The sequence below is a fragment of the Promicromonospora kroppenstedtii DSM 19349 genome, assembly GCF_000515355.1.
GTDB lineage: Bacteria > Actinomycetota > Actinomycetes > Actinomycetales > Cellulomonadaceae > Promicromonospora > Promicromonospora kroppenstedtii.
Genome location: NZ_KI911756.1, coordinates 52,548 through 56,276, shown reverse-complemented (window position 1 = coordinate 56,276; position 3,729 = coordinate 52,548). Strand labels below are relative to the sequence as shown.

The 3,729-nt window shown below is 71.9% G+C and carries 4 protein-coding genes; 2 read left to right on the top strand and 2 right to left on the bottom strand.

From position 1 onward, the window contains the following. Positions 1-393, bottom strand: a 393-nt coding sequence (locus PROKR_RS36325; protein ID WP_036969743.1) for a hypothetical protein, incomplete at its 3' end; no start/stop codon positions are given. A 151-nt stretch (positions 394-544) separates the two neighbouring features. On the opposite strand from PROKR_RS36325, the gene PROKR_RS31085 reads away from it, so the two are divergent. Next, a complete protein-coding gene (locus PROKR_RS31085; protein WP_051433394.1) occupies positions 545-1,153 on the top strand; it encodes a hypothetical protein in 609 nt (202 codons plus the stop codon). A 139-nt stretch (positions 1,154-1,292) separates the two neighbouring features. Here PROKR_RS31085 and PROKR_RS26470 read toward each other — a convergent pair whose 3' ends face one another. Beyond that, positions 1,293-3,341, bottom strand: coding sequence for a bifunctional copper resistance protein CopD/cytochrome c oxidase assembly protein (locus PROKR_RS26470; protein ID WP_036969742.1), 2,049 nt, complete (start codon positions 3,339-3,341; stop codon positions 1,293-1,295). Between the two features lie 176 nt (positions 3,342-3,517). Between PROKR_RS26470 and PROKR_RS26465 the strand changes: the two genes are divergently transcribed. After that, positions 3,518-3,729 (top strand): WhiB family transcriptional regulator (locus tag PROKR_RS26465; protein WP_425414945.1); only part of this gene is annotated, 212 nt, incomplete at its 3' end.

The window sequence follows — 3,729 nt, the reverse complement described above, 5'->3', positions numbered from 1 at the left end:
GAGCGGGCCGCCGACGCCGCCCTGCGGGGCCGCGATGACACGGGCCTCGCCGCCGCCCGCGGGCAGGAGCCAGAGGGCCGGCCGAGGCTCGTCGCCGTCCTTGGCGTCCGGGTCCGGCCGTGCGGAGCTGAACAGGAGGTCGCCGGACCGCGTGAACACGGCCGAGGACTCACCCTTGGCGGACCGTGTCAGACGCCGCGCCGGTGCCGCGCCCGCCGGGTCCACCTCCCAGAGGGCGGTGCGGTAGGCGGTGCGCTCACCGTCGAGCGTCTGGAGGGTCGCGACGAGCCGGGTGCCGTCGGGGCTCGCCGTGAGGCCGGTGACGCGCGGGATCGCCACGTAGCGGTCGAGGTCGTGGAACGGGGTCTGCGGGGTCTGCGGAGATTCGCTCACGCCGCCGTCCTATCACGCCGGGGCGCCGGGCGACATGAGTTTTCAGACCGTGCCGGCCTTACGGCTGGCCTGACTGCCGTTTTCTAGCTGTTGCGTATATGCAATGGCGTTTGGGCGTGCACGACCATCCTTCAGATGTGAATATCGCGCGATGGGAAAGAGAGCCGGGGACTCGCCGGCGGGTTTCACGCTGCACGCATGGGTGGACGAGTCGATGAAGCAGCAGAGCGGTCAGGCGGATGGGATGTACCTGCTCACGGCGGTGGTCGGGGACCCCGCGACGTGCGGGCGGGCACGTGACGCGCTGCGGGAGCTGGTGCGCAGGCGGGGCGGCCGCCTGCACTGGAGGCAGGAGGAGGCCCCTCGCCGCGCCAAGATCGCGGCGGCGATCGGGACGCAGGACCTCGCGTGCATCGTCGTCGTCGGCGTGCCTATCGCAGCGCGGCGCCAGGAGCGGGCGCGGCGGAAGTGTCTGGAGCGACTGCTCTTCGAGCTGGAGCGGATCGGCGTCTCGCACGTGTGGCTGGAGGCGAGGTCGACCGTGCTCAACCGGCGTGACATCGAGCTCGTGGACGCCCTGCGCGCCAGGGGGACGCTCGTGACCCGCACCCGGGTCGCGCACTCCCTGCCGGACGACGAACCGATGCTGTGGGCGGCCGACGCCGTCGCCGGGGCTGTTTCCCGCGCGCGGCAGGGTCTTGACCTCGATATCCGGACCGCGCTCGGCGAGGTGGACGAGATAGACATCGAGCTGTCCTAGAAAACGCGAGAGCCGGGGTCCTGACCTACATCAGGAGTTCCCGGCCTCACTTCCATTCCCTCAGCGGGGGAAGGCTCGCTCCTAGATTAGGGCACGCCCAGCAGATCCGTCACCCGGACGCGCGTCATCCAGGTGGAGCTCAGCCCTCGCCGCGTTTCGCGGCCTGCTCCGCCTTCTTCGCGAGCATCTCGTTGTACGCCTCGAGCTCGGCGTCGCCGTCGCGTTCCGCCTTGCGGTCGTTGCGCCGGGCCTCGCGCGCGTCGGACTTGGTCCAGGAGATCGCGACGGCGACAGCGAGCAGCAGCGTGGGCAGCTCGCCGATGCCCCAGGCGACGGCGCCGCCCTTCTGCTGGTCCACGATGGCGCTCGGGCCCCACGGGCGGCCCATGAGCCCGAACCAGTCGGGGACGAGCAGGGCGGTGCCGGAGGTGAGCGTCACGCCGAAGAACGCGTGGAACGCCATGGTGGCGAACAGCAGCACGAGCCGCATCGGGTAGCCCGGCCGGGTGGGGCCGGGGTCGACGCCGATCAGCGCGTTCGCGAAGAGGTACCCGACGAGCGTGAAGTGCAGGATCATCCACAGGTGACCCGCGTACGTGGTCAGCGCCAGCTCGAACAGGGGCGTGAAGTAGAAGACGATCATGCCGCCCGCGAACAGGACAGCGGCCACGATCGGGTTGGCCAGGAACCGGCCGAACGCGGAGTGGACCAGCAGCAGCACCCACTCGCGCGGGCCGCGGGAGTCGTCCTTCCGCGCGGGGACCGCCCGCAACAGCAGGGTGACCGGCGCGGCCAGCACGAGGAACAACGGGACGACCATCGCCAGGATCATGTGCTGCACCATGTGCGCGCTGAACAGCACGTGGCCGTAGACCGCGGCGCCGCCGTTGGTGGCCCAGAAGAGCACCACGATGCCGAGGCACCACGAGACGGTGCGGCCCACGGGCCACGCGTCCCCGCGGGCGCGCAGCCGGAGCGCCCACCGCACGTACACGATCAGGGCGGCCGCGCAGGCGAACGCGACGATGACGTCCCACTGGAACTCGGTGAGCCAGCGCAGGGCCGAGGGCTCGGGCGGCAGCGGGTGGCCGGTGACGATCTCGGCCGGGGTCGGGTCGACGATCTCGTCGTCGGGCACGGGGGGTGCCGTCGAACCGAGGGCGACCGCCACGCCGGACACCGCGCCCATGACCCCGACCTCGACCGCGGCGAGCCGCCAGAACAGGCCGATCGCCGCGTTCCGGGTGGTGGTCCCGGAGGACAGACGGTCGACGACGGTGCTGCGGTGCAGCCAGCCCAGGCCGCCCAGCACGATCAGCAGCACGGCCTTGACCACGAGCAGGATGCCGTAGTCGGTGGTCAGCCCGTCGAGCGAGCCGATCCGGATCCAGGCGCTGACCAGGCCGGAGATCGCGACGGCGGCGAAGCACCACAGCGCGATCGCGGAGTACCGCCGGATCACGTCGGCGGTGGCGGCGTGGCGCAGGCCGACGAAGACGATCGCGGCCAGCCCGCCGATCCACAGGGCCGCGCCGCCCAGGTGCAGGAACAGGGCCGAGATCGCGAGGTCGTGGCTCGCGGCGCCGGCGGCGTGCCCCGTGGAGGACTGCATGCCGAGGGCGCCCAGCGGCAGCGCCATGGCGCACAGCGCGCCGACCGCCCCCCGCACCAGCAGGGCGACGGCGGCCGTGAGCGCGGCGACGATCACGATCCCCAGGTAGGTGCGGCCCACCGCGATCGTCGAGACGTACTCCATCAGCGCCGGGCCGAACGTCGGCGAGTCCAGGGGCAGGTAGGTGGACCACGAGAAGCGCAGGACGAGCTGGACCAGCGCAGCCACGGTCCACACGCCCGCCGCGATCCCCGCGACCCCGAGCGCGCGGTCCACGAGCGGCCCACGCGGCAGCACCCAGGCGGCCAGCGCGAGCGTACCGATGGTCACCGCCACGGCCAGCTCGGTGGCGACGGTCGCGACGGGCACGCCCCACCGCACCAGGACGCCAGGGTCGGCGAAGTTGGCGAACGCGGTGAACGCCCCGGAGAACGCGCCGGCGGCGAAGAGGGCGGCCAGCGCCACGAGCGCGGCGGCAGGTAGGGCGGCGGTGAGCCATGAGGGGCTGGTCGGGCCGCTCTCGGCGCTCTTCCGCGCGGTCCTGCTGGTCCCGTTCCGGGCGTCGGTGGGGGTCACACGGTCCAGCCTAGGCGCGCGCGGCAGCGGTTCTGACCGTCCGCGGGCGTCCCGTTGACCACACCGCGATCTTCCCGGCACCAGGGCTTTCGGCGTCGTTCAGAAAAAGTTCGGAGAGATTATGCACCAAACCCAACCCTTTAGCCCTCTTCTGCGTTGTGACCAGTGTGGACCTCGTGAACATCATCACCGAGACCGACGACTCCGTGCCGTGCTCGGAACAGCCCGAGCTCTGGTTCGCTGAGCACCCGGCGGACCTCGAGGAAGCGAAGCGCGCGTGCGCCGCGTGCCCGCTCAAGGCGCAGTGCCTCGCGGGCGCTCTCGCCCGCCGCGAGCCGTGGGGTGTGTGGGGCGGAGAGATCGTCGTCGACGGAACCGTGCGCAGCCG

Coding starts and splice junctions, on each gene's coding strand:
- PROKR_RS31085 (WP_051433394.1), top strand. CDS start 545: ATGGGAAAGAGAGCCGGGGACTCGCCGGCGGGTTTCACGCTGCACGCA.